Origin of the sequence: Peribacillus sp. NPDC097895 (assembly GCF_050277555.1) — a bacterium.
In the GTDB taxonomy this organism is placed as follows: Bacteria; Bacillota; Bacilli; order Bacillales; family DSM-1321; genus Peribacillus.
Map to the genome: position 1 here is coordinate 847,952 of NZ_JBNNSH010000001.1, position 26,013 is coordinate 873,964.

The 26,013-nt window shown below is 42.3% G+C and carries 30 protein-coding genes; 26 read left to right on the plus strand and 4 right to left on the minus strand.

Annotated elements, in window-relative coordinates; all coding sequences use genetic code 11:
• The first annotated feature begins 78 nt into the window (after positions 1 to 78).
• The 9 genes from ACQKMH_RS03945 (at position 79) to ACQKMH_RS03985 (ending at position 7,530) form a co-directional block, all read left to right on the plus strand.
• Entirely contained in the window at positions 79 to 645 is a 567-nt protein-coding gene (locus ACQKMH_RS03945) for a LemA family protein (protein ID WP_427586178.1), read from the plus strand.
• A complete protein-coding gene (locus ACQKMH_RS03950; protein WP_427586179.1) occupies positions 645 to 1,421 on the plus strand; it encodes a TPM domain-containing protein in 777 nt (258 codons plus the stop codon). Before ACQKMH_RS03945 ends, ACQKMH_RS03950 begins: the two co-directional genes overlap by 1 nt.
• Positions 1,422 to 1,553: 132 nt before the next feature.
• The gene (locus ACQKMH_RS03955) at positions 1,554 to 2,012 is read left to right on the plus strand and encodes a PRC-barrel domain-containing protein (protein ID WP_230155156.1); all 459 of its coding nucleotides are present in this window, start codon (positions 1,554 to 1,556) and stop codon (positions 2,010 to 2,012) included.
• A 17-nt stretch (positions 2,013 to 2,029) separates the two neighbouring features.
• Entirely contained in the window at positions 2,030 to 2,218 is a 189-nt protein-coding gene (locus ACQKMH_RS03960; RefSeq protein WP_427587501.1) for a hypothetical protein, read from the plus strand.
• A 226-nt stretch (positions 2,219 to 2,444) separates the two neighbouring features.
• Positions 2,445 to 3,521, plus strand: a complete 1,077-nt coding sequence (locus ACQKMH_RS03965) for an AI-2E family transporter (RefSeq protein WP_427586180.1) — start codon at positions 2,445 to 2,447, stop codon at positions 3,519 to 3,521.
• Positions 3,522 to 3,830: 309 nt separating this feature from the next.
• On the plus strand, positions 3,831 to 6,467 hold the full coding sequence (alaS, locus tag ACQKMH_RS03970) for an alanine--tRNA ligase (RefSeq protein WP_427586181.1): 2,637 nt from the start codon (positions 3,831 to 3,833) through the stop codon (positions 6,465 to 6,467).
• A 66-nt stretch (positions 6,468 to 6,533) separates the two neighbouring features.
• A complete protein-coding gene (locus tag ACQKMH_RS03975) occupies positions 6,534 to 6,803 on the plus strand; it encodes an IreB family regulatory phosphoprotein (RefSeq protein WP_034311358.1) in 270 nt (89 codons plus the stop codon).
• Positions 6,803 to 7,228, plus strand: coding sequence for a Holliday junction resolvase RuvX (ruvX, locus tag ACQKMH_RS03980; protein WP_230155163.1), 426 nt, complete (start codon positions 6,803 to 6,805; stop codon positions 7,226 to 7,228). The genes ACQKMH_RS03975 and ruvX overlap by 1 nt, the downstream gene beginning before the upstream one ends.
• An 11-nt stretch (positions 7,229 to 7,239) precedes the next feature.
• Entirely contained in the window at positions 7,240 to 7,530 is a 291-nt protein-coding gene (locus ACQKMH_RS03985) for a DUF1292 domain-containing protein (RefSeq protein ID WP_063232962.1), read from the plus strand.
• Between the two features lie 193 nt (positions 7,531 to 7,723).
• Here ACQKMH_RS03985 and ACQKMH_RS03990 read toward each other — a convergent pair whose 3' ends face one another.
• Positions 7,724 to 7,879 (minus strand): hypothetical protein, encoded by a 156-nt coding sequence (locus tag ACQKMH_RS03990; protein WP_427586182.1) that lies wholly within the window; start codon positions 7,877 to 7,879, stop codon positions 7,724 to 7,726.
• Between the two features lie 204 nt (positions 7,880 to 8,083).
• Between ACQKMH_RS03990 and ACQKMH_RS03995 the strand changes: the two genes are divergently transcribed.
• The 9 genes from ACQKMH_RS03995 to ACQKMH_RS04035 all read left to right on the plus strand — a co-directional run bounded on the left by ACQKMH_RS03995 (position 8,084) and on the right by ACQKMH_RS04035 (position 16,831).
• Positions 8,084 to 8,212 (plus strand): hypothetical protein, encoded by a 129-nt coding sequence (locus tag ACQKMH_RS03995; RefSeq protein ID WP_427586183.1) that lies wholly within the window; start codon positions 8,084 to 8,086, stop codon positions 8,210 to 8,212.
• 242 nt (positions 8,213 to 8,454) lie between these two features.
• Complete coding sequence (mltG, locus tag ACQKMH_RS04000; RefSeq protein ID WP_427586184.1) at positions 8,455 to 9,591, plus strand: endolytic transglycosylase MltG; 1,137 nt, start codon at positions 8,455 to 8,457, stop codon at positions 9,589 to 9,591.
• A gap of 260 nt (positions 9,592 to 9,851) precedes the next feature.
• Positions 9,852 to 10,517: an O-methyltransferase gene (locus ACQKMH_RS04005; protein WP_427586185.1), complete on the plus strand. Its 666-nt coding sequence runs from the start codon at positions 9,852 to 9,854 to the stop codon at positions 10,515 to 10,517.
• Positions 10,504 to 11,433 carry a peptidase U32 family protein gene (locus ACQKMH_RS04010; protein WP_427586187.1) on the plus strand — a complete coding sequence of 310 codons (930 nt, stop codon included), beginning with the start codon at positions 10,504 to 10,506 and terminating at the stop codon, positions 11,431 to 11,433. The genes ACQKMH_RS04005 and ACQKMH_RS04010 overlap by 14 nt, the downstream gene beginning before the upstream one ends.
• A gap of 32 nt (positions 11,434 to 11,465) precedes the next feature.
• Positions 11,466 to 12,737, plus strand: coding sequence for a peptidase U32 family protein (locus ACQKMH_RS04015; protein ID WP_427586189.1), 1,272 nt, complete (start codon positions 11,466 to 11,468; stop codon positions 12,735 to 12,737).
• Position 12,738: 1 nt separating this feature from the next.
• Positions 12,739 to 13,377 carry a uridine kinase gene (gene udk / locus ACQKMH_RS04020; RefSeq protein WP_427586190.1) on the plus strand — a complete coding sequence of 213 codons (639 nt, stop codon included), beginning with the start codon at positions 12,739 to 12,741 and terminating at the stop codon, positions 13,375 to 13,377.
• A 305-nt stretch (positions 13,378 to 13,682) separates the two neighbouring features.
• Positions 13,683 to 14,159, plus strand: coding sequence for a transcription elongation factor GreA (gene greA, locus ACQKMH_RS04025; RefSeq protein WP_230155180.1), 477 nt, complete (start codon positions 13,683 to 13,685; stop codon positions 14,157 to 14,159).
• Between the two features lie 122 nt (positions 14,160 to 14,281).
• Positions 14,282 to 16,033 (plus strand): peptidoglycan D,D-transpeptidase FtsI family protein, encoded by a 1,752-nt coding sequence (locus ACQKMH_RS04030; protein WP_427586191.1) that lies wholly within the window; start codon positions 14,282 to 14,284, stop codon positions 16,031 to 16,033.
• A gap of 87 nt (positions 16,034 to 16,120) precedes the next feature.
• Positions 16,121 to 16,831 (plus strand): DUF1510 family protein, encoded by a 711-nt coding sequence (locus tag ACQKMH_RS04035; RefSeq protein WP_427586192.1) that lies wholly within the window; start codon positions 16,121 to 16,123, stop codon positions 16,829 to 16,831.
• Positions 16,832 to 16,898: 67 nt separating this feature from the next.
• On the opposite strand, the gene ACQKMH_RS04040 is transcribed toward ACQKMH_RS04035, so the two are convergent.
• Positions 16,899 to 17,111, minus strand: coding sequence for a DUF2536 family protein (locus tag ACQKMH_RS04040; protein ID WP_061464144.1), 213 nt, complete (start codon positions 17,109 to 17,111; stop codon positions 16,899 to 16,901).
• A gap of 575 nt (positions 17,112 to 17,686) precedes the next feature.
• On the opposite strand from ACQKMH_RS04040, the gene ACQKMH_RS04045 reads away from it, so the two are divergent.
• From ACQKMH_RS04045 to ACQKMH_RS04070, 6 genes are all read left to right on the plus strand, one after another.
• The gene (locus ACQKMH_RS04045) at positions 17,687 to 18,346 is read left to right on the plus strand and encodes a class I SAM-dependent DNA methyltransferase (protein WP_427587502.1); all 660 of its coding nucleotides are present in this window, start codon (positions 17,687 to 17,689) and stop codon (positions 18,344 to 18,346) included.
• 16 nt (positions 18,347 to 18,362) lie between these two features.
• Positions 18,363 to 19,058, plus strand: a complete 696-nt coding sequence (gene mtnN / locus ACQKMH_RS04050) for a 5'-methylthioadenosine/S-adenosylhomocysteine nucleosidase (RefSeq protein ID WP_427586193.1) — start codon at positions 18,363 to 18,365, stop codon at positions 19,056 to 19,058.
• Between the two features lie 92 nt (positions 19,059 to 19,150).
• Positions 19,151 to 20,074, plus strand: a complete 924-nt coding sequence (locus ACQKMH_RS04055; protein WP_427586194.1) for a PLP-dependent cysteine synthase family protein — start codon at positions 19,151 to 19,153, stop codon at positions 20,072 to 20,074.
• 2 nt (positions 20,075 to 20,076) lie between these two features.
• Positions 20,077 to 21,213 (plus strand): bifunctional cystathionine gamma-lyase/homocysteine desulfhydrase, encoded by a 1,137-nt coding sequence (locus ACQKMH_RS04060; protein ID WP_427586195.1) that lies wholly within the window; start codon positions 20,077 to 20,079, stop codon positions 21,211 to 21,213.
• Between the two features lie 115 nt (positions 21,214 to 21,328).
• The gene (locus tag ACQKMH_RS04065) at positions 21,329 to 21,595 is read left to right on the plus strand and encodes a YrhC family protein (protein ID WP_427586196.1); all 267 of its coding nucleotides are present in this window, start codon (positions 21,329 to 21,331) and stop codon (positions 21,593 to 21,595) included.
• Between the two features lie 497 nt (positions 21,596 to 22,092).
• The gene (locus ACQKMH_RS04070; RefSeq protein WP_076365157.1) at positions 22,093 to 22,233 is read left to right on the plus strand and encodes a YrzI family small protein; all 141 of its coding nucleotides are present in this window, start codon (positions 22,093 to 22,095) and stop codon (positions 22,231 to 22,233) included.
• Positions 22,234 to 22,453: 220 nt separating this feature from the next.
• On the opposite strand, the gene ACQKMH_RS04075 is transcribed toward ACQKMH_RS04070, so the two are convergent.
• Positions 22,454 to 22,642, minus strand: a complete 189-nt coding sequence (locus tag ACQKMH_RS04075) for a hypothetical protein (protein ID WP_427586197.1) — start codon at positions 22,640 to 22,642, stop codon at positions 22,454 to 22,456.
• A gap of 190 nt (positions 22,643 to 22,832) precedes the next feature.
• Here ACQKMH_RS04075 and sigK point away from each other — a divergent pair, with 190 nt between their 5' ends.
• Entirely contained in the window at positions 22,833 to 23,555 is a 723-nt protein-coding gene (gene sigK / locus ACQKMH_RS04080) for an RNA polymerase sporulation sigma factor SigK (protein ID WP_230155204.1), read from the plus strand.
• Between the two features lie 193 nt (positions 23,556 to 23,748).
• On the opposite strand, the gene ACQKMH_RS04085 is transcribed toward sigK, so the two are convergent.
• A complete protein-coding gene (locus ACQKMH_RS04085; protein WP_427586198.1) occupies positions 23,749 to 24,051 on the minus strand; it encodes a hypothetical protein in 303 nt (100 codons plus the stop codon).
• Between the two features lie 159 nt (positions 24,052 to 24,210).
• On the opposite strand from ACQKMH_RS04085, the gene ACQKMH_RS04090 reads away from it, so the two are divergent.
• Positions 24,211 to 26,001 carry a M3 family oligoendopeptidase gene (locus ACQKMH_RS04090; RefSeq protein WP_427586199.1) on the plus strand — a complete coding sequence of 597 codons (1,791 nt, stop codon included), beginning with the start codon at positions 24,211 to 24,213 and terminating at the stop codon, positions 25,999 to 26,001.
• Positions 26,002 to 26,013: the final 12 nt, after the last annotated feature.

The following is a 26,013-nucleotide window of genomic DNA, read 5'->3' on the forward strand; positions in this document are numbered from 1 at the left end:
AATTTTGTTTTAAACTCATAGTTTTGGTGGAACCATTATAAAATATAACTTATATGTGAAAGAGTAGGGGGGATTTGAATGAAAAAAGGATGGATAATAGGGTTAGTCATTGTCGTTTTACTGATCATTTATGGGGTATCATCGTACAACGGCCTTGTTAGTGCCAATGAAGACGTCGATAATAAGTGGTCACAGGTGGACAATCAATTGAAACGAAGAGCGGATTTGATTCCGAATCTTGTCGAAACGGTAAAGGGCTATGCAAAGCATGAAACGGAAGCCATTAAAGCGGTGAGTGATGCACGCTCGAAGTTAGCTGGTGCCAATTCGACTGAAGATGCGATAGCGGCCGATCAAGAAATGAGCGGGGCCTTAAGCCGTCTTTTGGTGGTTGTCGAGAACTATCCGGATTTAAAGGCTAATGAAAACTTTAAGGGCCTCATGGATAGTTTGGAAGGAACGGAAAATCGTCTGACGGTAGCCCGAAAAGACTATAATGATGAAGTTACCACATATAATAAGGCCATTAAACGCTTTCCGAAAAATATGATGGCAGGCGCGTTCGGGTTCGAGGCAAAACCATATTTTGAAGTGACCGATCAAGAAAAAGAAACACCTAAGGTTGATTTCGGGAGCGATAAATAATGAAAAAACTCGCTGTGTTTGCGCTATTCTTCATTCTCACGTTCCATTTAGCAAACGTAGTCGCAGCACAACCTAACATTCCTAAGCCTGTTGGGGATATCTATGTCCAGGACTTCGCTGGAGTACTCGATGATCAGGAAAAATCCGAACTCATCGAACTTGGAAAACGTTTGGATGATGCCACAAAAGCACAGATTTCCGTTTTGACTGTTGATTCGATGGAAGGATCCGAGATCGAGGAGTACTCGGTCGATGCATTTAGATCATTCAAGCTTGGTGATGCCGAGCTGAACAATGGAGTGCTCATTGTACTGGCCATGGAAGAACAGAAAATCCGTATTGAAGTGGGGTACGGTTTGGAAGGGGCCATTACCGATATAAAATCTGGACAGATTTTGGATAATGTGGCTATCCCTGCGCTGAAAGAGGGTAAATATGATGTTGCCCTGACGGAAACCTATAAGGCCGTGTATAACGATGTCACGAAAGAATACGACCTAGGTGACGATTTTTATCAAGATCTCTCCGTTCAGCAAGGATCAGAGTCAGATACCTTTCAGCCATCACGTTTACAGATTTTTCTCATCATCATTGGTGTCATCATTGTGTTCATCCTTGATGCCAAGTTCTTCAAAGGATTTTTCCTTCAAACATTACTTAATATCCTCTTGATGTTCATTAGTCGCGGAGGTGGCGGAGGCCGTGGTGGCGGCGGAGGCCCGCGAGGCGGTGGCGGAGGAAGTTCCGGTGGCGGAGGTTCCAGCAGAGGATGGTAAGATGGAGGTGACCGGGAAACCGGTCTTTTTTTATGCCATGTTTTTCGTAATGATGCACAATGGAAAACCTTTCAGCACATCTATTTACAGGATGAATGAAATAATAAAAATGTTCGGAAAGGCGGGATGACCTTGCGGACGTTTTCTTTATTGAAAGGGATGCCGGTTTTTACAAGCAAAGGACAAAGGATCGGCACGGTCCATGATTTATCGATCTCTGAATCGGGCCAAGTAACAGGCTTGGTCATTCATCAACAAGCATTGTTCAAGAGAGCCTTCCATTTGAAACTGGACGATATTACTTCTTTCGGTCCAGATGGGATCGTCATCATGCAACAGGATTCAACTCCAAGGAAAGTGCCTGACGGTTCCATCTGTCTAACAAAGGACGAATTATTGGGACGCATGATTTTTTCAGAAATGGGCGAGGAGCTTGGTTTACTGCAGGATGTATATTTCAAGGAAAAATTGGGCACGATTATAGCGTATGAAACAACGGATGGGTTTTTCTCGGAGTCGACAGTGGTCGAATCAAAACAGCCGCCTACATTAGGGAAGGATACCATCATTGTTTCAGTTTATGAACAGTGAGGTGTCCAATTTTGGAAATACAATGTCCGAATTGCCGCAGTAAAGATGTAGGGAAAATTGGCGTGAATCAATATTATTGTTGGAATTGTTTTATTGAAATGACCTTATCGGAAGGCATCATTAATACGCACCAGGTCGAGGAAGATGGAAGTTTAAGCTCATTGGACGATTTGTTTGAAGAAAATGACCGCCGCTTCAGTATGTAATTAACGGAAGAGGTGTTTGCAATGGCTAGACGTTCACGCAATAGTCTTATGAACATGGGTTCGGACATGATGAACTCAAAAATGATCAAACGTAGTATGAAGAAGATACGCAAAAGATTAAAGTCATTATTTTAATGCGTTTGGGTGTCCTGATCGTGGGGGCACTCTTTTTTATGTATGAAATCCTTCCGCCTTTCGAAGAATAAATGAGCGGGAGGTGTTTAGTGTGAGTATTCGTCTAAAATGGTTTTATCGCCTGGGTTTTTTATTGCTCTTATTTTTCGTTATTTATATTTTTATGAAACTTAAGCCTATGTGGGGACCTGTTGTAACTGTATGTGTGACGGTACTTTTACCTTTTTTGATTGGTGCGTTCATCAGTTACTTGCTGCATCCGGTAGTGGAATATTTAAATGAGAAAGGAATGCGTCGGTGGCTTTCGATTACGATCATCTATTTGTTATTTTTCGGAGGGATTGGCTTTGCCGTTTATAAAGGCATACCGGTGATGGTCAGTCAGGTTCGCGAGCTGTCGGAAAGCGTACCGGAACTGGTTGAACAGTACCGGAGCAGGATAGATAAGCTCAATCATCAAACAGCTACATGGCCGTTCGGTATTCATGAAAGGTTCGAAGAAGGTGTCACCCTTTTCGAAGGTTGGTTGAATCGTATGCCTGAAAAAGCGATGGAGTATGCCATGAAGATGATTGATTTCATCGTTCTGATTGCCTTGATTCCATTCATTGCTTTTTATATCCTGAAAGATTTCACGGACTTAAAAAAAATGGCTTGGTATATGACCCCGAAAAAATGGCGCAAACAGGGAAGGGCATTCGTTCGTGATGTTGATGCTTCGCTTGGCGGTTATATTCGCGGTCAAATCATTGTCTGTGTCGTGATCGGGTTGATTTCCTCGCTGCTCTTTTGGATAGTCGGAATGCAATATCCGCTGCTTTTGGGGGCGATAATCGGTATAACCAATGTCATTCCGTATTTCGGGCCGATTATCGGGGCCATTCCTGCAGTGATAATCGCCGCGACAATATCAGTGAAAATGGTGTTGATCATCGTGGTTATCGTGCTTGTCCTTCAATTTCTTGAGGGAAATATCTTGTCGCCGTTAATAGTCGGTAAAAGCCTCCATATGCATCCGCTTTTCATTATGCTAGCATTATTGGCCGGAGGTGAAATAGGCGGTATAACGGGCATGGTCCTTTCGATTCCCATTTTGGCTGTGCTTAAAGTTTTTGTGCTTCATGCCCGTGTTCACTTCAGAAAGAAGCCGCCGCTTATTGACAAATAAAAGCCTTGTGAATATAATCCATTACATAAGACAATTCGTTGAAGGATGAAGTATGCTGAAGTCCATCTAGAAGAGAGGGGTCCCCTAGGCTGAGAGGGATTGCCAGATGAAGAGCAGCAGAAAGCTAGTCCTGAGAGCAGCTAATACCTGCCGTCATGCCGCGTTAAGGCTTTTATGAAGGTGATGGACAGAGGATTTTCCTGCGTCCATAATCAGGGTGGTACCGCGAGTTAACTCTCGTCCCTGTTTTTGGGATGGGAGTTTTTTGTGTGCTCAAAATTACATAATTATTAGAAGGAGGATATATATATGAAGTATTTAACTGGTGCTCAAATCCGCCAAATGTACTTAGATTTTTTTAGTGAAAAAGGCCATAACATCGAACCAAGTGCGTCATTGGTTCCCCATGAAGATCCATCATTGCTTTGGATCAATTCCGGGGTTGCGACGTTAAAGAAATATTTTGATGGCCGGGTGATTCCAGAGAATCCAAGGATTACAAATGCACAAAAGGCCATTCGTACGAACGATATTGAAAACGTGGGGAAAACGGCACGTCATCATACGTTTTTCGAAATGCTTGGGAACTTTTCCATTGGTGAATATTTTAAAGAAGAAGCCATCACATGGGCATGGGAGTTTTTGACGGATGAAAAATGGATAGGGTTTGACAAAGAGAAATTAGCTGTGACAATCCATCCTGAAGATGACGAAGCATTCGAGCTTTGGAATAAAAAAATCGGTGTTCCTGCTGAAAGAATCATTCGTCTGGAAGAAAATTTCTGGGATATCGGTGAAGGTCCTAGTGGCCCGAATACAGAGATTTTCTATGACCGCGGACCAGCATATGGTGATGATCCGAATGATCCGGAACTATATCCAGGCGGGGAAAATGAACGGCATCTAGAAGTCTGGAATCTTGTGTTTTCTCAATTCAACCATAATCCGGACGGTTCTTACACACCGCTTCCAAAGAAAAATATTGATACGGGCATGGGGCTTGAACGTATGGCATCCGTCGTTCAAGATGTGGCGACGAACTATGATACCGATCTATTCATGCCAATCATTCGGGCGGTCGAAGAGATCTCCGATGTGAAATATGGTGTCGATACCGAAAAAGATGTTGCATTCAAGGTCATTGCCGACCATATACGTACTGTAGCATTTGCAGTAGGGGACGGAGCACTACCATCCAATGAAGGCCGTGGTTATGTGTTACGCCGTTTACTTCGCAGAGCGGTTCGATATGCTAAGCAAATCAACATCAATCGTCCATTCATGTTCGAGCTTGTGACAGTTGTCGGTGAAATCATGAAAGACTTCTACCCTGAAGTACTCAAAAATAAAGATTTCATTGCGAAAGTCATCAAAAATGAAGAGGAACGTTTCCATGAAACGCTTCATGATGGACTTGCCATCCTTTCTGAAGTCATCAAAAAGGAAAAAGAAAAAGGCAGCACAACCATTCCTGGCAGTGACGCATTCCGTTTATATGACACATATGGCTTCCCGATCGAGTTAACGGAAGAATATGCAGAAGAAGAAGGCATGATGATCGATCAGGCTGGATTTGAAAAGGAAATGGATGCACAGCGTGAACGTGCCCGTTCAGCGCGTCAAGATGTGGATTCCATGCAAATCCAAGGCGGAGTACTGGGCGATATTAAAGTTGAAAGTGATTTTGTCGGCTATGATCAAGTTGCGGTTGAAGCAAAAGTTGCTGCCATCATAAAAAATGGCGAGCTTGTAACGGAGGCACAAGAAGGTGAAGATGTTCAGGTGATACTGAACAAAACTCCATTCTACGCGGAAAGCGGCGGGCAAATCGCTGATAAAGGAACGATGGCCAGTGAATCCGTGAAAGTGGATGTCCATGATGTTCAAAAAGCGCCAAATGGCCAAAATCTGCACCGTGTAACGGTGGTTGCCGGAACTTTAACGTCAGATTCCGATATCGTTGCTGCGGTCAATCAAGAAAACCGCATCCATATCACGAAAAATCATACAGCGACACATCTTTTGCATCAGGCATTGAAAGATGTATTGGGTACACATGTCAATCAGGCCGGTTCACTCGTACAAGCTGAGCGTCTTCGCTTCGATTTCTCTCATTTTGGCCAGATAACGGCAGAGGAGATTGAGCGGATCGAAACGATTGTAAATGAAAAGATTTGGCAAAGTCTGCAAGTGAATACGGATTATAAAAATATTGAAGAAGCGAAAGCGATGGGCGCAATGGCCTTGTTCGGCGAAAAATACGGCAAGATTGTCCGTGTCGTTCAAATAGGCGATTATAGTCTTGAACTTTGCGGTGGTGTCCATGTCCCGAATACAGCGGTAATCGGCTTGTTCAAAATCGTTTCCGAAAGCGGCATCGGTGCAGGGACTCGCCGGATAGAAGCAGTAACGGGTGCTGGCGCATACAAATTGATGACTGACCAGATCGGCGTATTAAAGGACGCTGCTGCTAAATTGAAAACGAACTTGAAAGATGTACCTTCAAGAATTGAAACGGTCTTAGCCGAGGTGAAGGACCTTCATCGTGAGAATGAAAGCCTGACTGCAAAATTAAGTAATATTGAAGCAGGAAGCCTCGTTTCTAACGTAAAAGAAATAAATGGAGTACAAGTGTTGGTGGCAAAGGTTCAAGCTACCGACATGAATAATCTGCGTGCAATGGCGGATGATTTGAAACAAAAGCTAGATTCTGTCATTATCGTATTGGGATCGGCTCAAGGCGATAAAGTCAATTTAATTGCCGGTGTGACGAAAGATTATATCGATCGCGGTTTCCATGCAGGCAAATTGATCAAAGAAGTTGCTTCCCGTTGCGGTGGAGGCGGCGGCGGACGTCCAGATATGGCCCAAGCCGGCGGAAAAGACCCTGAAAAATTGGACGCAGCACTTAATTTTGTTGAAGAATGGGTCTTATCGATTTCATAATCAATGAAAAGTGTTGTACAATGTAGGTAATAGTGGATTCTGGACGCTGAGGAGAGGTGCATGTTAATGAGTTCCTTTGATAAAACGATGAAATTTAATTTTCCCGAAGAACCATTCGAAAGAGATGTACAAGAAGTATTGTCTCAAGTTTATGTTGCACTTCAGGAAAAAGGTTATAACCCGATTAACCAGATTGTCGGTTATCTATTATCTGGTGACCCGGCCTACATCCCGCGCCATATGGATGCTCGAAACATTATTCGTAAGCTTGAACGCGATGAAATCATCGAAGAATTGGTTAAGTCGTATCTTAAGAACCATCGAGAGGAATACTAATGCGCACAATGGGACTTGATTTAGGTTCAAAAACCATCGGCGTTGCCTTGAGTGACGCGATGGGCTGGACTGCACAAGGATTGGAAACGATCAAAATTAACGAAGCTGGAAATGACTTCGGCTTAAAACGTCTCAATGAAATCATAAAAGAACATGAAGTTTCTAAGATTGTCCTCGGTTTACCTAAAAATATGAATGGAACTGTAGGACCGCGCGGCGAGATCAGTCAAGAATTCGCCAAACGCTTAGAAAATAAATTCAAGCTGCCAGTGTTTCTCTGGGATGAACGGTTGACAACCATGGCGGCTGAACGTGTCCTTCTTGAGGCGGACGTGAGCCGAAGCAAACGTAAGAAAGTCATTGATAAAATGGCAGCTGTCATGATTCTGCAAGGTTTCTTGGACAGACAAACAAATTCAATATGAGGTGAATACAAATGGAACACGGCGAAAACAACATTACAGTAGTAGATGAAAACGGAAATGAGCAGCTTTGCGAAATCCTTTTCACTTTCGACTCAGATAAATTCAACAAATCTTATGTACTTTATTATCCGATGTCTGCAGAAGATGATGAGGAAGAAATTGAAATCCACGCTTCATCTTTCGTACCAAGCGAAGATAATAAAGATGGTGAACTAACACCGATCGAAACGGAAGAAGAATGGGATTTAGTAGAAGAAATGTTAAATACATTCCTTGACCAAGAAGAAGCTGAAGAAGAATAATCACCAGTAAAAAACTGACCTCCATCGAGGTCAGTTTTTTAGTTTGTAGACAAAAGGGGTTCTATTTGGAACCGGTGTGCGAGACTCCTGCGGGCACGTTCGAAATTGATAACATAGGCAAAATCAATTACTTATTGAGTTTGTCTACAGTAACCATCAAGGTCGGTTTTTTCAAATATGCACCAGTACCCCCTTATCTTTTCTCTACGAATAAAAGAATAAAAGTTGCAAGCGGACCTAAGAATAATGATAGCATGAACCAATTTAAGGCCGTTCTATTTTTACCTTGAGCAAGTCCGGCGTTTATGAGTGCCAACGTCCCCCAACCTACAAAAAAAGAATTTTCCATCTCATTCACACCTTTCTCTCATTGAATCAATAGTAGCATACGTAAATGAATATTCCTGGTCATTGCATGAAATGCCTAATACATGCAGGAAACAAATTTGAGTGCATTTTTTAAGCTGAGTAAATAATTTTAAAAAAGTGGAGCGGAAGCGGAAATCAACGTTCGAAATCAAGATAGTTTCTAGACAAAATTGGTGTTATCTAAATGTCAAATCAAAGTGGATTGGAACGGGAGGTACGAGACTCCTGCGGGAAATACGCGTCCAAGGGAGATCCCGCAGGTGCAAAGAGCGCTGAGATCGGACCGCCCTCGGAAAGAGTACCTGGAGTGTAAATTAACTACAACCCTCAAAAAAACTGTAGACAAAGATATCACTATTTTCCTATAAAATAACGCCTGTATATTGACAAAACTAGTGCGTTTTTGCCATAAATAGAGTAGTGAAGAATGTAGTTTTGCAAAAAACATGTAATTATTTGTTGATTTTAGTATAATGTTCGAAGCAAAGATTAATTAGAGAAAGCATCATCTAGAAACCATTCTGTAGTTGGTGTGAGTTTGCAGGGGGAATGAAAATGGATGAAAAAGATAAAAATTTATCTAAAAAGGAACATATCCAAATGAAATTGTTAGAACGGCAAGGAGAAGCAAAGCTTGTACGTAAAATTATCATGATTACGATAGCTTCGCTTATTTTACTAATCGGTATAGTTGGTCTGGTAGGTTTTTTATATATTAACTCTGCCATGAAACCAGTCGATCCCGATGATGATACCATCAAGAAAGTGAAAATCCCCATCGGTTCATCGGTGAACGGAATTTCGACACTGCTTGAAGAGCAGGGGATAATCAAGGACGCACGCGTTTTCAAATATTATATTAAATTCCGCAATGAGTCCGGTTTCCAGGCAGGTGAGTATAAATTATCACCTTCAATGCCAATTGAAGATATTGTCACAAGCATCAAAACCGGGAAACTCATGAAAGAAGCGGCAATGAAGATCACGATTCCTGAAGGGAAACAGCTTATCCAAATTGCCGATATCATTGCAGTGAAGACGGGCCAAGATCCGAAAAAAGTTTTCAAGGAATTGAATGATAAGAAATTCGTAAAGTCCATGCAAGAGCATTATCCGGAGCTATTGACGTCGGAAATTGAAAATGAAAAGATTTTATATCCGCTTGAAGGGTACCTTTTCCCGGCTACTTATGATTTTTATGAGGAAAAACCAACTTTGGAATCCATAGTCATCGAGATGCTGAAGAAAACGGATGAGACCTTGCAGGCATACGAACCCCAAATGAAAAAGAACGATTATTCCGTACACAAAATGCTGACCTTCGCTTCGCTGGTTGAAGAAGAAGCAACGGCACAAGTCGACCGCGGTAAAATAGCTTCCGTCTTTTACAATCGTATCGAGGAAGATATGCCGCTTCAAACGGATCCAACCGTCTTGTATGCAAAGGGTTCACATAAAAGTAAGGTGTTTTACAAAGACCTTGAGGTGAAGTCCCCATATAATACGTACAAGAACAAAGGGCTACCTCCAGGGCCGATTGCCAATGCTGGAGCGACATCGATCGAAGCGGTATTGAAACCCGAGAAAACGGATTTCCTATACTTCTTGGCGACACCTGAAGGGGAAGTGCTTTACTCCAAAACCTTGACGGACCACAATAATAAAAAGGCAGAGCATATTTCCAATAAATAAATGCTTAGCAACTGAGGGGGGAGAGATATTACTTTCCCCTTGTTTTTATGATAGAATAGTACAAGTGAATTTATTGGATCCGATTTTTTATCGGTGACCGTAACTCGGCGAATGCCGGGTTTTATTTTGAAAGATAAGGAAATGTAGATCGAAAAAGCATCTTGTTTCAGCTCTTTGTGAAATTTATTAAAGGATTTTGACTACTTTTTTTCATGAACTGACCAAGCGCTTTCGGTTTTCTTATAATTGGAGGAAACGTCTTGAACGGAAAAATAGAACAATATCTTCATTCCTTAATTCCGGAGCGTACGGGTTTGATTAAGGAGTTGGAAGATTTTGCGATGGAAAACAATGTGCCGATCATGGAGCCAGAAGGGATAGAGGTACTGCTTCAGATTTTAAGGCTTCATCAGCCGAAGTCGATATTGGAGGTTGGCTCGGCTATTGGCTATTCGGCCATTAGGATGGCTGAGACCCTTCCGGAAGCTCAAATCGTGACACTTGAACGGAATGAAGCCCGAATTGAGCAGGCAAGAGCTAACATCAAGAAGGCTGGCCTGTCGGACAGAATAACCCTCATCGAAGGAGATGCCCTTGAAGCAGGACCGAAAGTCATGGATCACGGTCCGTTTGATATCATCTTCGTTGATGCAGCTAAAGGGCAGTACAAGCGCTTCTTTGAGCTGTTTGAACCATTCCTTGCCGATGCTGGCATTATCATTACTGATAATGTATTATTTAAAGGCTTGGTTGCTGAAAACATTGAGGAAATGGAAATGACGAGAAGAAAGCGAGCTCTCATCAAAAAAATCAGAGATTTTAACATCTGGTTACATGACCATCCAAATTTCGATACCGTGATTTTGCCGATTGGTGATGGTGTGGCCATTAGTAAACATAGAGGTGACAAAAATGAAAAAGCCTGAATTACTCGTGACTCCGACAAGTGTCGATCATATAACAGAACTCATCGATGCTGGCGCTGACGCCTTCGTCATTGGCGAACAACGTTATGCGCTAAGGCTGGCAGGTGAGTTTAACCGTGAAGATGTCAAGAAGGCGATTGAGCTTTCACATGCCGCGGGCAAGAAAGTCTACGTGTCCATGAACGCCATTTTTCATAATGAAAAGGTGGACGAGCTTGAAGAGTATGTAGCATTCCTAGCCGAAGCTGGTGCTGATCGGATCGTTTTCGGTGATCCCGCAGTCTTAATGGCGGTCCGTGCAGTTGCACCTGATATGCCCTTGCACTGGAACACTGAGATGACGGTAACGAACTGGTACACATGTAATTATTGGGGAAAACGCGGTGCTGTCCGTGCCTTGGCTGCCCGTGAAATTAGTTTGGACGAGATCGTTGAAATGAAGGAAAATGCCGAAGTCGAGATTGAAGTGCAAGTGCACGGCATGACGTGCATGTTCCAATCGAAGCGCACACTCCTGGGGAATTATTTTGAATACCAGGGCAAGGCATTGGAAGTGGAAAATCGGAAGGAACATAGAAATATGTTTCTGCATGATAAGGAACGTGAAAATAAATACCCGATTTATGAGGATGAAAATGGTACACATATCATGAGTCCCAATGACATGTGCATGATTGATGAACTTCAGGAATTAATTGAAGGGGAAATAGATTCCCTGAAAATCGAAGGGCTATTACAAACACCGGAATATATCACGGAAATGACAAAGTTATATCGGGAAGCCATTGACGTATGTGCAGAAGATCCTGATCGTTATGATGATATGAAAACGGAACTATATGAAAAAGTCAAAGCGGTTCAGCCGGATAGCCGTGAGCTGGATACAGGGTTCTTCTTTAAAGAATCGGTTTATTAAAGAAAAGGGTAAGAGAAAGAGGAGGAATAGCCTTGAATGCTATTGCTGATAAAATTTCCAAGATCATTGATGGAAAGAGAGTCATTGTAAAAAAACCGGAATTGCTGGCTCCGGCTGGAAACCTGGAAAAATTAAAAATTGCCGTTCATTATGGAGCAGATGCCGTGTTTATTGGCGGGCAGGAATATGGTCTTCGGTCCAATGCCGGTAACTTCACGTTTGAGGAAATGAAGGAAGGCGTCGAATTCGCCAAAAAGTATGGTGCTAAAGTATATGTAACCACTAATATTTTCGCACATAATGAAAATATCGATGGTCTTGATGAATATCTCGAAGGGCTTCAGGAGGCCGGTGTTCATGGAATCATCGTTGCCGATCCTTTAATCATAGAAACTTGTAAACGGGTCGCTCCGAACGTCGAAATCCATTTAAGCACGCAGCAATCGCTTTCGAACTGGAAGGCCGTTCAGTATTGGAAAGAAGAAGGGTTGGAGCGTGTTGTTTTGGCACGTGAGACCAGTTCTGATGAAATCCGTGAAATGAAGGAGAAAGTCGATATCGAAATCGAAGCTTTCGTTCACGGGGCTATGTGCATCGCGTATTCAGGACGCTGCACCCTTTCGAATCATATGACTGCGCGTGATTCAAACCGCGGCGGCTGTTGTCAGTCTTGCCGGTGGGATTACGATTTATATGAGTTGGATCAAGATGGGGAAAAAGCCTTGTTCGAGAAAGAAGATGCTCCATTTGCAATGAGTCCAAAAGACCTGAAATTGATTGAATCTTTGCCGCGCATGATCGAAATTGGCATTGATAGTTTAAAAGTCGAAGGACGAATGAAGTCCATACATTATATTGCTACAGTAGTCAGCGTCTATCGTAAAGTGATCGATGCGTATTGTGCCGATCCGGACAATTTCGAGATTAAACAAGAATGGCTGGAAGAGCTTGATAAGTGTGCGAACCGTGAGACGGCATCATCGTTCATGGAAGGGGAAATTCCTGGGTATAAACAGCAAATGTTCGGGAATCATACCGTAAAGACTCGCTTCGACTTCGCAGGATTGGTGCTGGATTACAACGAAGAAACTCAAATGGTAACCATGCAACAACGTAACTTCTTCAAGCCTGGAGATGAAGTGGAGTTTTTTGGACCGGAAATCGAAAACTTCACTCAAAAAATCGGTACGATCTGGGATGAGTCAGGCAAAGAGCTGGAGGCCGCTCGCCATCCGCTTCAAATTGTCCGCATTCAAGTAGATAATCAAGTATATGTGAACAATATGATGCGGAAGGAGAATTGACATGACAAGGAAAAAACCAATGGTCATCGGAGTTACAGGAGGTTCGGGTTCAGGTAAAACAAGTGTTACCCGTTCCATTTTCGAATTCTTTCAAGGACATTCGATCTTGATGATCGAACAGGATTATTATTATAAAGATCAAAGTCATCTGCCGTTTGAAGAGCGGTTGAAAACGAATTATGATCATCCGCTTGCGTTTGATAATGATTTGTTGATCGATCACCTTAACGCATTGCTTCGCTATGAAACGATAGAAAAACCCGTTTATGATTATTCGATTCATACGCGTTCAGCAGAAGTCGTCACTGTTGAGCCGCAGGATGTCATCATCCTTGAAGGGATTCTTGTGCTGGAGGATGAGCGCCTTCGAGACTTGATGGATATGAAGCTATATGTTGATACGGACGCAGACTTGCGGATACTCAGACGGATGACGCGTGATATTAAAGAACGCGGCCGTTCTTTGGATTCCGTCATTGACCAATACATCAGTGTCGTCCGTCCGATGCATAATCAGTTCATTGAACCGACGAAACGTTATGCCGACATCATCATTCCTGAAGGTGGTCAGAACCATGTGGCGATTGACCTTATGGTGACAAAAATTCAAACAATCCTTGAACAAAAGTCTTTTTTGTAATAACATAGCATAAATAATGATAGGTGCCATTTTCCTCCGTTTTTTAAATAATCCCGTTTATTTATTGGGAAAGACTGGACAAATGTTGGAAAACGCAATACTCTATTCTTGATACAGAATGAACCGGCTGCTCACCGCAGTCGGTTTATATACTAAGGAACGGATTGTTTCTTAGTATCGATTGCGCGTACTTTTTAAGTCGCGCACTTATATATTTTGACTCAATTTTAGGGTTAAGCACTATATAGTACATAAACTTGTCACAGCGAATGCTTGCTGTAAAGAATTAGAAGGAGTGAAGGGTTTTGGCAATTGAAAAAGAATATCCAATGACTAAAGAAGGTAAGTTAAAGCTTGAACAGGAACTGGAACAATTAAAAACGGTTAAACGGAAAGAAGTAGTGGAAAGAATTAAAATCGCCCGCAGTTTTGGAGACCTTTCCGAAAACTCAGAGTACGATTCCGCAAAAGAAGAGCAGGCATTCGTTGAAGGACGTATTACAACAATCGAAAACATGATCCGTAATGCAAAAATCATTGAAGGCAATGATTCGAATACAGATACAGTTTCACTTGGTAAGTCGGTAACATTCGTAGAACTTCCAAACGGTGACGAAGAAACATATTCCATCGTTGGAAGCGTTGAAGCGGATCCATTCGAAGGGAAAATTTCCAATGATTCTCCAATCGCGAAAAGCCTGATAGGGAAAAGGGTCGGCGACAAAGTATCGATCCAAACACCTGGCGGCGAAATGAGCGTCAAGATTGTATCCATCAGCTAATCAACGGTTTAAGAGGGTGTCCTTAGGGGCATCCTCTTTTTTTTGGAAAAATGCCGCTTGAAATTTGTTCGTAATTGTTTAAAAATTCGCAACTCGTCAACAATGGTTACGAGGTGTATTTTATGAAAAAGAAACGAATGAGGTTGCTGGCTATTTTATTGACCACTTTTATGCTGATGCTCATAGGCAGGCTTGCCTACATCCAACTTGTATCGACAGAATCTTTTTCAAAACATGATGTGAACCTAATAGAAGCAAGTGTAAAACAGCGTTCACAAATATTAAAGATTGATGATGGACGTGGAAAGTTTTATGACCGAAATGGGGAACCACTAGCCCATGAAGAAATTCCGACGCTCGTCCTGTTTCCATTTTTGAACAAAATGACATGGCCTATAGATGAAATTGCCTCGATAATCGGCAGATCGGAAAGTGAGCTGAAAAGGGCAATTGAACAAGCGGATGAACCATTCGTATTTGGCGGGGATGATCCAATAGAATTGACGCCCAGTCAATCGAAGGCTATCAATCAATTGAAAATTCCAGGGGTCTTTGCCGTGAACGAAAAATTATATCACGATCAAACCCCTGCAGCTCAATTGATCGGCACGACGAATATATCAGATGCGGAAAAGAAAAAACGTTATCCCGACTTGAATTTATCTCCTGAAACGAAAATAGGCAATACAGGACTGCAAAGGACCTTTGATGAGTTCTTACTTTCCTCTGGAGAATCGAAGCTCGTATTTCACGTGGACGCCAGTGGAGGCCCCATGTTCGGTGTCGATGTTAAATACGTCGAACCAGCGAACCCTCTTTACCCAGTGAAGGTCGTAACGACGATTGATAAAGGAATTCAGGAAAAAGCGGAGAAGCTCGTCGATGAACGCGGCATAAAAAAGGGCGGCCTCGTACTGATCGACATCGAAAAAAGTGAAATCGTTGCCATGGTATCGCGTCCAGCACTTAATATAAAAGACCCGAATGGCGAAGGAGCCGTCAATATGATGCTGACTCAAAAAACTCCAGGCTCCGTCTTTAAAACGGTCACGGCAGCTGCAGCCATTGATTATAAAGCGGCTAGTCCTTCCAGGACGTTTAATTGTAATTTGACGATTGACGGAAAGACGGATAAACAGAGGGAACTCGGCATGCTTAATTTTGAAAATAGTTTTGCCCAAAGCTGTAACAGGACGTTTGCTGAATTATCACAGGAAATTGCTGAGAAGGATCCTGACTTTTTGGATAAATATGCAAAAATGTTAGGGTTGATTGGCGAAACGGGCTGGAATGGGGACGTATATCACACCAAAGTTACTCAGTTGCACCATGAACAAACCGGGAAGGTCTGGCACGATGATGATTTGAAAAAGGATCCTAAAATGGTTGCCAAAACCGCAATTGGTCAGCAGGATGTCCAAACGACGCCGCTTGCGATAGCAAATATGATGGCTACGATTGCCCGCGGTGGTAAGAAGGAACAGGTCAAAGCCGTTTCCAAGGTCGAATTCAACAATAGTACGACCGTAGTCGATTTTCCTAATCAAAACATGGAAGGGGAGACGTTGTCTCCATATACGACGATGAAGATGCAGCAACTTCTACGGAAGGTCGTTACGGAGGAAAAAGGGACTGGTGCGTCGTTGAGAGACCTGCCTGTAGAGGTCGCAGGCAAGTCTGGAACGGCTCAGACGAATATTGAAAAAGGGGAGCTGAATAAATGGTTTGCGGGCTACTTTCCTTATAAAGATCCCAAATATGCTCTTGTTACCGTAAGTTTTGAAACGAAGGAAAACAGTACCAGCATGACGCCTCTTTTTTCAGATATTGTAAAAGTCTTGTACTCGAAGAACCAGGGTGATAACGAGAATTGACGAAAAGTGTAGGAAACCCTTCCCTTCTATCTCCAGCGAAATCATGTTAAAATGAGGCAGTAAGAAATGGTAAGGGAGGAATGGACCTTGGGCTCACGTTTCAATCAGCGAGATCAAAAAAGAAAAGTAAATAGAATATATAATATCGCAATCACCATCGTTTCCATTTTAATCGTCATCGTCGCTATCACCATTTTCTTAAGTGATGATGACACTGAAACAGTAAAAACCACGACTGAACCAAAGCAAATTGCCGATAAAGATCAGGGCAAAGTGGACAAACCTGCTGGTAAAGGGGAAGAAGATTCAGAGAAGGAAGTTGAAGACGAAGATAGTAAAGCAACAGACGAAGATAATAAAGCAACAGACGAAGATAGTAAAGCAACAGAGGAAGATACAGACGAGAAGAAGGCTGAAGAAGGTACAGACTCAGAAAAAGCTGGGAAAGCCGAACTTGAGGAAGTGGAAGGCAGCGGAGATGGCAATGTCGCGGCTACGTATACAAGTGAGAGCTGGAAACCAGTTGGGACTGAACAATCCGGTGAACACACTACAAGCTTTCAAAGGGGCTCTGTCGATTGGAATGAAATGAGTAAAGCCATTGCCAATGGAGCAGGAATCGACGAAGGCAGCATGAAGCTGTGGTGGCTTCAAAACGGCGGTTCGCCAAACACGGCAATCGGTACCGTATCAGAAGGAGACGATCCTAAAACCTTCCGTGTCCATATTGAGTGGGTGGACGGATCGGGTTGGAAGCCTGTAAAAGTCGAAGAGTTGAAGACGAACGATAAAAGGTAATGGATAAAAAAATAATAACGAAAAACCCCCGAAAGGAATTCCACTTTTCGGGGGTTTTTCATGGTGTTCACTTTTTTGCTTTAAAGTGGACGACTGCACTGTAAAAACGTCTGCCTTCCTCACTAACATACATTTGGTGTGATACGGATTGAACCTGCAGCATAATCGCTTTATTGATTTCAATTTGTGATTGGATTTTCTCTTCAAGATTCTTAATGCTTTCTGCCTCAAAAAATTCTATTTTATCTTCGAATAAGTTTAAGTCGAGTTGAAAACTCATGACTGTTCCCCTCCAACATTTAGATACTGTTAGTTTAACACCATTTTGGGCGAATCTGAACCGAATGAGTGATTTGCCTAAAAAACAAGAACAGTTTGTGTGTTTATTTCATATTATGCATATAGGTTTTATTATAAAATTATAAAAAGGTGATTGAAATGGGCATGGAATTTATAGATTAATTTGAAGAATGGTCGAAATGGAATGATGATACGGTAGGTGGAGTCAATATTGAGCATCAGGAGGTTTTTAACCATTTTGATTGGATATTGGACAGCGTCACGGATCGGGTTTAATGGTTTGGTGATGAGATCGTCGTAGTTCCGTGAACAGAGAGTCTTTCCATCGATTATTTTATATTGCATAAATCACATTAAATAGGTAGGATAACTCAGTTAGGATGTTCGAATTTGATAAACATTCAATAGGTAATTGGGGAGACGGCGATGCTGGAATTCACCCATTTCCTGCTTCCTGATGAAGTCCGAATTTTTGTCTAACTGGAATACTTTAATCCGGGGGCGAACATCGTTCAGATATTCCCGGATTCAGTGAACGATACTTTAGCAAAAAAAATGATCAGGGTGGTATATAAAATGGGCAGAGAATTTATAGATTTATTTGAAGAATGGTCGAAATCGTATGATGATACGGTTGGTGGACACGATATAGAGTATCAAGAGGTTTTTAAACATTATGACAGGATCTTGGATAGCGTCACGAATCGGGCTTATGGTCATGTGCTGGAGTTCGGAGTAGGCACCGGGAATTTAACGGAAAGACTATTGAAAAAAGGTCTTAAGGTATCGGGAATCGAGCCGTCACCTGCCATGAGGGAAATAGCGGTAAGCAAGTTGCACGGAAAAACAGAAATTGTAGATGGCGATTTCATGGATTTTCCGAAGCCGGAAAAGGTTGATTCGATCGTGAGTACGTACGCGTTTCATCATTTAACCGATGAAGAAAAAGAAAAAGCGATAGCCAACTATGGAAAGTTACTGAATACTGGTGGTAAAATAGTGTTTGCGGATACGATGTATCAATCAAGGGAAGCGCATGAGCGAGCGATTTCTGATGCAAGGCAGGCTGGCTTTCATAATTTGGCAAACGATTTGCAAACGGAATATTATACCACCATTCCTTTTTTGGAAAAAGCACTTGAAGCACATGGATATAAAGTGAACTTCGAGCGCTGCAATCAATTTGTCTGGATTATGGAGGCGGAAAAATTATAGGAAGAGGTTTTTACTAATGAAAGTAGCCATAATCGGAGCAATGGAAGAAGAAGTTACGATTTTACGTGATAAATTGGAAGGTTTGGAGCAGGTGACTATTGCCGGTTCCGAGTTTAATACAGGAACACTGAACGGTGTCGAAGTGATTTTGCTTAAATCGGGAATCGGGAAAGTGAATGCGGCGATGTCCACTACGATCCTTTTAGAAAAATTCAAACCGGATGCGGTGATCAACACTGGGTCTGCCGGTGGTTATCATCCAGCACTTAATGTCGGGGATGTGGTCATATCCACGGAGGTTCGCCACCATGATGTCGACGTGACGATTTTCGGGTATGAGTACGGTCAAGTCCCTCAATTGCCAGCTGCATTCATCCCGGATGAAAAGCTTTTCGCCATCGCAGAAGAAGCGGCTAAAGAAATCGAAAATATACAAGTGGCGAAAGGGTTGATCGTGACGGGGGATTCTTTCATGAATGATCCAGTTCGTGTTGAATTCGTCAGAGGAAAGTTTACGGACTTATACGCGGTGGAAATGGAAGCGGCAGCCATTGCACAGGTAGCCTTTCAATTCAAAACACCGTTCGTCATCATTCGTTCCCTTTCTGATATAGCAGGTAAGGAATCCAATATTTCCTTTGATAAATTCTTGGAAACGGCTGCGCTTCATTCAGCGGCACTGATTTTGAAAATGGTCGAAAAAATGAAATAAATGCCCAGTGATCAGCGGGAATCTTTTCCGCTGATTATTTCTTGCATATAACACACTAAATTGGTAGGATAACTATGAAAGGATGTCCGATTATGAAATTCTATCAAAATATTCATGAATTGATTGGGGAGACCCCGCTAATGGAAATCACCCACTTCCCTCTTCCGGATCAAGTCCGGATCTTTGCCAAGCTGGAATACTTTAACCCTGGCGGCAGCGTGAAAGATCGGCTTGGCCAGGAACTTTTGGCGCAAGCATTACAGTCAGGGAATGTGAAAAAGGGCGGAACCATCATTGAACCGACTGCAGGGAATACTGGGATTGGCCTAGCCCTTGCTGCGATAAACAGTGGTGTTGATGTAATATTTTGTGTACCCGAGAAATTCAGCGCCGAGAAACAGGAACTGATGCGCGCCCTTGGAGCAAAAGTGGTCCAGACCCCGACAGAGGAAGGCATGCTAGGTGCAATCCGCAAAGCCAAGGCGCTGCTGGATGAAATTCCAGGATCCTATTGTCCAGAGCAGTTTTCCAACCCATCCAATCCGGATGCCTATTATAAAACATTGGGGCCTGAAATTTGGGAGCAGTTGGCTGGCAATGTGGATGTGTTTGTTGCCGGTGCAGGAACTGGGGGTACTTTCATGGGAACATCGCGTTATTTAAAAGAAAAAAATCCTGCGGTCAAAACGGTCATTGTCGAACCGGAAGGATCTATTATAAATGGAGGCAAAGCTGGTCCCCATAAAACAGAGGGGATCGGGATGGAATTTTTACCAAGCTACATGGATGAAACGTACTTTGATCAGATTCATACGATAAGCGATGATGAGGCGTTCCAAATGGTGAAGGAATTGGCGCTTAAAGAAGGACTTCTTGTTGGAAGTTCTTCCGGCTCGGCTTTTGCAGCGGCCTTGAAAGAAGCAGCCAAGGCTACCCAGGGTTCGAATATCATTGTGATATTTCCGGATTCCAGTGAACGTTACTTAAGCAAAAACATTTATCAGGGAGGTCTTTGAAAATGAGGAAAAAAACACAAATGATCCATGGCGGTATTTTCGGTGATGAAAAAACGGGAGCGGTGTCGGTGCCGATTTATCAAGTGAGCACCTATAAACAGGATGGTCTGGGGAAAGATCGAGGATATGAATATTCACGTACAGGCAACCCAACCCGCCATGCCCTTGAGGAATTGATCAAGGATCTTGAAGAAGGAAAAAGAGGATTCGCTTTCGGTTCAGGAATGGCAGCGATAACGGCGGTTATGATGCTGCTGAGTCAAGGTGATCACGTTTTATTGACGGATGACGTTTATGGAGGCTCTTTCCGAGTGATGACAAAAGTGCTGAACCGCTTCGGGGTGGAAGCTACGTTCATCGATACGAGTGACATACATTCGATCCAAAACGAGATCAAAGACAATACAAAGGCACTGTTCATTGAAACCCCGACGAATCCATTATTGAAGATTACTGATCTAGAGGCGGTTTCAAAAATCGCTAAAGAAAACGGTATCCTCACTATTGTGGATAATACCTTCAGTACGCCATACTGGCAAAATCCACTTACACATGGTGCTGATATCGTGCTTCATAGCGCTACGAAGTACTTAGGGGGGCACAGCGATGTTGTAGCGGGTCTTGTCGTGGTGAATGATGAAAAACTTGGCGAGGACCTTCATTTCATCCAAAACTCCACAGGAGGCGTGCTGGGGCCCCAAGATTCATGGTTGCTGATGCGTGGTATTAAAACGCTGGGAATCCGGATGGAAGAACATGAAAAAAATACCTCACAGATCGTTCGTTTCTTATCCGGGCATAAAGCCGTTTCGAAAATCTATTACCCAGGTCTTGAAGACCATCCAAACCATGATATTGCTAAAAAACAATCGCATGGCTTCGGCGGTATGGTTTCATTCGATGTCGGCAGTGCCGAAAAAGCCGAATCCGTATTGAATAAAGTGAAATACTTCACGCTGGCTGAAAGTCTAGGGGCAGTGGAGAGCTTAATTTCGGTTCCAGCCAGGATGACACATGCCTCGATTCCAGCAGAGCGCCGTGCAGAGCTTGGGATAACAGATGGGTTGATTCGTATTTCCGTTGGTCTTGAAGACGTTGAAGACTTATTGGAAGACTTGGAACAAGCGCTAAAAGGATAAGTCGGAAGAGGGACCGCTTTATAGCTAACTGCCATTATTTACACCCTGTCATTTGGAATAAATATGGTAGAATGAGATATCGATAGCTTATTAGCTTGAAAGAAGGTGGAATGTCATGAAAAACGGCAAAAAACAATCGGCGGCAATGCTGCGTTCGAAAATGGTCGATTATAAACAATTTGCGATCACCTTGTTATGTGTAGGCACGTTCTTTTATTTAGGAACCATCCTCCCCTCTGGAGCCAAAGCGCTGATGGACACATATGTCTATATGGGAGCGACAATCATGTTTCTTGGCATATCCATACTATTTTTCCGTTTATCCAATAAATATAAAAAGACACTGGCAGAAATGGATGACCAGGACTCTTTACAACAATAGAAGCACGAAGCAAACCTGATTCTTTAAAGAATCAGGTTTTTTCGTATCTCTAACGTTATTGCCTATGATTTGGGGAGGGTCATCGTTCTTATTGCCTCCTTTAGGGGAAAATCGCTTTTAAAATTGGGAAAAAAGAAAGAAATTTTAAAAAAATGGGCAAAAGTCGTTTACAAATATCGTTTTTATGGATATACTTACCAAGTAATAAAAAATATTCCAAAGGAGGTCGAAGAAAATGAAATTGTATTTATATGGAGTCGTTTTTAATCAGATCAACCGGTCCGTTTCAAATAACAATCACATACCATTCGACCTGTGCCAAGCGGAATATTTCTAAAGCAATTTGGCTTTATTAATCATTCGGACATTGCGGCCGCAGGGAGAAGTCTTTTATCCTGCGGCCTTTTTATATTTTCTAAAAAACCCGCAGGAGGACGTAACTTTCTGCGGCCTTTTTATGCCTTTTGTGGGCCGCTCCCTTAAAAGGAGGTGATATTATGACACTGAATATGCTTTTTTTCACGATCACGATAAAAATGAAAAAAATGACTGCCGAGGAATGTTTGCAGCAGGAGAGAATCCACAAGATTCGAGAAGAACATTTAGACAAAGCACTGAAGCATCGTCCTTTTTTCTAAGATAGGCGAGGTTGGTATTCCATTCATAAATTTTAGGAAAGGTGGAGGTTAATATGATGAAATTGGTTTACGTAAGAGGAGAAAAGCGTTGCTATTGGCAGGAGAAGGATACCGGCTAACGGAATGGTACATTCAGAAGCAGGGCAATTAGTATATGAAGAAGCTCGAAAGGAATATGTATAGGGAAAACTCGGCACTCGGCCGAGTTTTTTTCTTTGCATCAGCAGCATGGGCCTGGATCGCCAAAACCAAACCCACATCCCGGGAACCACCAAAACCCGAAAATGAGCAATAAAATCAAGAGGACAATAAACAGGCCATAACCAAATCCGTAACTGGATCCGCCATAACATGGCACTGGAGGCGGATAACCATAGTTGCATCCGTATGGTCCATAGTTATATCCCATCCTAAAAAACCCCCTTTCCTTAAAAATTCACTTCATTATATGACCGTTTGTCTTTGTCCGATTGGGAATTCATCCATTCTGGTTTTAAACATTCAATACTTTCTTGATTTCTTTTAGTGGGACAGACACGAACAAGCCCACTGTTGCATAGGTATTAATAGGGAAGCCAAAGAAACGGGGGATGAAACCAATGCCCGGAATACTTACAGCTGTCGGCTATATTATTAAAGAATTTTACTTATTAGTTTCCTATGTGAAAAATAATGCTTTTCCCCAGCCATTGTCCGCTCAGGATGAAAAGAGATATCTGAAACTGATGAGTGAGGGTGATGGTGATGCTCGTAATATCTTGATCGAGCATAACCTAAGGCTTGTTGCCCATATCGTCAAGAAATTCGAGAATACGGGCGAAGATACAGAGGATTTGATTTCGATTGGGACGATTGGTCTTATAAAAGCCATTGAAAGTTATTCGGATGGGAAGGGTACGAAGCTGGCAACATATGCGGCACGATGCATCGAGAATGAAATCTTGATGCATTTACGGGCGACAAAGAAAACGAAGAAGGATATTTCCCTGCATGATCCAATTGGTCAGGATAAAGAAGGAAATGAAATCAGTTTAATCGATGTACTGAAATCGGAATCGGAAGACGTCATCGATACGATTCAGCTTAATATGGAAATTGAAAAAGTGAAAAAGTATATTGATATTTTGGATGAACGGGAAAAGGAAGTCATTGTAGGCAGGTTCGGACTGGATTTAAAAAAGGAGAAAACGCAGCGGGAAATTGCTAAAGAGCTTGGGATTTCCCGCAGTTATGTATCAAGAATCGAAAAACGTGCTTTGATGAAGATGTTCCATGAATTTTACAGGGCAGAAAAAGAAAAGGAAAAGAAAGCTAAAGGATAGGAATGATACAGTCAAAGAGAGTGCGGGGAAATTTCCCCGCACTCTTTTTTTTTAATATTTATTTCGGAACATATCTGCCAATGCGTGATAGATCTCGATTCCCTGAAAAAGGAACAGGCGTGAAGCCGTTAAAGAAAAGACCCCTATCATAATTAGTCGGAACCACATATGAATCACTCCTCGATTTTATTTTTTATAAAATGTCAGAGTGTGTGGCTACGTAATTCGCCTGAAAAAATACTGGACTGAGATAACGCTGGCGAAGATTTGAGTGAAAATAAAGAAAACTTAAAATAGATAATTCGAAAATAACAAAATGGATAATGGTCTGCCAGGAACTGAAGAAAGGGACCAAAGGTATTTTCTTGTCGGCCTTTTCCCAGTGATGAACATCGGTATGTTCTTCAAGGGTCAGCTGCTGTGCATGATGATGAAACTGCATGGGCAGAGTCCAAAGGAGAAGGATGATGGCAGCCAGGTGGATAAAGTATTTCATATGAATCGACCACCCCTTTCCCAAGATTATATTTATCATAGCATGCTTTTAATGCGGGATAAAAGAAAAATGTTAAAAAATCTGAAAATTCCTTTTAATTAGAAAAATATTGGAAAAACCTCTATAATAAGTTTATTGATAAAAAGGGGGCAATACAGGATGAAATATTCTTTGACATGGGATTTGGATATCTTTTTTAAAGGAGGAAGCTCTTCTAGTGAGTTCCTGCTTTTTTTAGATGAAATCAATGAAGAGGTACAAGAATTCGACCGACTTGTAAGCAATATTAATTCAGAAGAAAATGATGAAAGCAGTTTGATTTCTGCTTTTGATCTTTTTAAAAATACAAATATGAAATCGAGACAGGCCAGTGCTTTCATCGGATGCCTGGAAGCTCAAAATGCGCAGGATAAAAAGGCAGGTCAGCTGCGAATTAAACAAATGAAGATTGTGGCTTCGCTAAAAATGGTGTTAAGTAAGCTGGATGAAAAGTTGATGCAGCTTGATGATGCGTTTTTTCAAAAAATCCTCGATAAAGAACCGTTGAATGAATTGAAATTCGTATTGAACGAACGTCGAGATAGAGCAAGGGAAAAGCTTTCCGTGAAGGAAGAATCTTTAATCACTCAATTGTCATTGGATGGTTTCGAAGGTTGGAGCCAAATGTATGATGCGATCGTCGGTTCAATGTCCATCCCCTATAAAGGTGAAAAGCTTTCTGTAGGACAAGCGGCTAATAAATTTTCTGAACCCGATAAAAGGGACCGTAAAGAATTGTTTACTGCTTGGGAACAGGCATGGGATGAAAAAAGTGACCTTTTTGCCCGGACTTTGAATCATTTAGCTGGATTTCGCCTCAGTGTGAATGAAAAAAGGGGCTGGGATGATATTTTGAAAGAACCGCTTGAGATCGGAAGGATGAAAAAAGAAACCCTGGAGATCATGTGGAATGTAATAGCCGATCATAAGGAGCCGCTAGTAAGGTTTTTACAAAGGAAGGCGGAGTTATTGGATGTGGATAAATTAAGTTGGGCGGATTTGGATGCACCGCTCGCTGTTACAGCAGAGTCCAAAGTAATGGATTATCAAGAAGGTGCAGACTTCATTGTGCAGCAATTCTCGAAATTCGGCACTCAATTAGCAAACTTCACTCAAAAAGCGTTTGAAGACCGCTGGATTGAAGCGGAGGACAGGCCAGGTAAGAGACCAGGCGGTTTTTGCACGGGCTTCCCATTAAATAAGCAGTCCAGAATCTTTATGACGTATTCGGGAACCCCTTCGAATGTGTCCACATTGGCTCATGAATTGGGGCATGCGTTCCATTCTTACGCGATGAGGGATATCCATCCATTGAATCGTTCATATGCGATGAACGTGGCTGAAACTGCTTCTACGTTTGCCGAGATGGTCGTTTCAGATGCAGCTGTGAAGGAAGCGGCAAGTGAGGAAGAAAAGCTGGTTCTTTTAGAAGATAAAATCCAGCGTTCCGTAGCCTTATTGATGAATATCCATGCCCGATTTTTATTTGAGACAAGATTTTATAGTGAAAGGAAACAAGGATATGTCGGGGCCGAACGATTGAATGAACTGATGATGGATGCACAAAAAGAAGCTTATGGTGATGCGTTAAGTGATTATCATCCAACGTTTTGGGCTTCAAAGCTCCATTTCTATATTACTGGAGTCCCATTTTATAATTTTCCGTACACATTTGGATACTTATTCTCATTGGGCATATACGCGAACGCCCTGAAAGAACCTGCTGGTTTCGAGGAAAAATATATCGCCCTTTTAAAGGATACGGGCTCAATGAAGGTCGAGGATTTGGCGGAGAAACATTTGGGCGTCGATTTGACGACCCGGGATTTTTGGGAAGAAGCGGTTCATGCCTGCATGGAGGATGTCGAAGAATTCATGCGTTTGACTGACCCCCTTGTCCGAAAAGCATAAGATACGTTTCAG

Coding starts and splice junctions, on each gene's coding strand:
- ACQKMH_RS04065 (WP_427586196.1), top strand. CDS start 21,329: ATGAAAAACGGCAAAAAACAATCGGCGGCAATGCTGCGTTCGAAAATG.
- ACQKMH_RS04090 (WP_427586199.1), top strand. CDS start 24,211: ATGAAATATTCTTTGACATGGGATTTGGATATCTTTTTTAAAGGAGGA.
- ACQKMH_RS03975 (WP_034311358.1), top strand. CDS start 6,534: ATGAGTTCCTTTGATAAAACGATGAAATTTAATTTTCCCGAAGAACCA.
- alaS (WP_427586181.1), top strand. CDS start 3,831: ATGAAGTATTTAACTGGTGCTCAAATCCGCCAAATGTACTTAGATTTT.
- ruvX (WP_230155163.1), top strand. CDS start 6,803: ATGCGCACAATGGGACTTGATTTAGGTTCAAAAACCATCGGCGTTGCC.
- udk (WP_427586190.1), top strand. CDS start 12,739: ATGACAAGGAAAAAACCAATGGTCATCGGAGTTACAGGAGGTTCGGGT.
- ACQKMH_RS04010 (WP_427586187.1), top strand. CDS start 10,504: ATGAAAAAGCCTGAATTACTCGTGACTCCGACAAGTGTCGATCATATA.
- ACQKMH_RS04085 (WP_427586198.1), bottom strand. CDS start 24,051: ATGAAATACTTTATCCACCTGGCTGCCATCATCCTTCTCCTTTGGACT.
- ACQKMH_RS04030 (WP_427586191.1), top strand. CDS start 14,282: ATGAAAAAGAAACGAATGAGGTTGCTGGCTATTTTATTGACCACTTTT.
- ACQKMH_RS04070 (WP_076365157.1), top strand. CDS start 22,093: ATGACACTGAATATGCTTTTTTTCACGATCACGATAAAAATGAAAAAA.
- sigK (WP_230155204.1), top strand. CDS start 22,833: ATGCCCGGAATACTTACAGCTGTCGGCTATATTATTAAAGAATTTTAC.
- ACQKMH_RS04075 (WP_427586197.1), bottom strand. CDS start 22,642: ATGGGATATAACTATGGACCATACGGATGCAACTATGGTTATCCGCCT.
- ACQKMH_RS03945 (WP_427586178.1), top strand. CDS start 79: ATGAAAAAAGGATGGATAATAGGGTTAGTCATTGTCGTTTTACTGATC.
- ACQKMH_RS04040 (WP_061464144.1), bottom strand. CDS start 17,111: ATGAGTTTTCAACTCGACTTAAACTTATTCGAAGATAAAATAGAATTT.
- ACQKMH_RS03985 (WP_063232962.1), top strand. CDS start 7,240: ATGGAACACGGCGAAAACAACATTACAGTAGTAGATGAAAACGGAAAT.
- ACQKMH_RS03950 (WP_427586179.1), top strand. CDS start 645: ATGAAAAAACTCGCTGTGTTTGCGCTATTCTTCATTCTCACGTTCCAT.
- mtnN (WP_427586193.1), top strand. CDS start 18,363: ATGAAAGTAGCCATAATCGGAGCAATGGAAGAAGAAGTTACGATTTTA.
- ACQKMH_RS03995 (WP_427586183.1), top strand. CDS start 8,084: ATGTCAAATCAAAGTGGATTGGAACGGGAGGTACGAGACTCCTGCGGG.
- ACQKMH_RS04045 (WP_427587502.1), top strand. CDS start 17,687: ATGATCAGGGTGGTATATAAAATGGGCAGAGAATTTATAGATTTATTT.
- ACQKMH_RS04060 (WP_427586195.1), top strand. CDS start 20,077: ATGAGGAAAAAAACACAAATGATCCATGGCGGTATTTTCGGTGATGAA.
- ACQKMH_RS04055 (WP_427586194.1), top strand. CDS start 19,151: ATGAAATTCTATCAAAATATTCATGAATTGATTGGGGAGACCCCGCTA.
- ACQKMH_RS03990 (WP_427586182.1), bottom strand. CDS start 7,879: ATGGAAAATTCTTTTTTTGTAGGTTGGGGGACGTTGGCACTCATAAAC.
- mltG (WP_427586184.1), top strand. CDS start 8,455: ATGGATGAAAAAGATAAAAATTTATCTAAAAAGGAACATATCCAAATG.